We start from the raw sequence: 217 nt of genomic DNA on the forward strand, positions 1-217 counted from the left end.
GGCGCTACGGCGTTTCACTTCTGAGTTCGGCATGGGGTCAGGTGGGACCACCGCGCTACAGCCGCCAGGCAAATTCTGTTATTAACCCGCTTTTCGCCGGTTAATCTAATCTGTAATCAAGCTGAATCTTGTGTCTGTCTTTCGCCAAAACATCTTCGGCGTTGTAAGGTTAAGCCTCACGGTTCATTAGTATCGGTTAGCTCAATGTATCGCTACA

Annotated in this window: 1 rRNA gene; it reads right to left on the reverse strand. The window is 49.3% G+C overall.

Annotated features, from left to right (window positions below):
- Positions 1–69: ribosomal RNA gene (rrf, locus tag OGX86_RS00325) — 5S ribosomal RNA — on the reverse strand; the annotation flags it as partial.
- Positions 70–217: the final 148 nt, after the last annotated feature.

This window comes from Citrobacter sp. Cpo040 (assembly GCF_030332915.1).
In the GTDB taxonomy this organism is placed as follows: domain Bacteria; phylum Pseudomonadota; class Gammaproteobacteria; order Enterobacterales; family Enterobacteriaceae; genus Citrobacter; species Citrobacter portucalensis.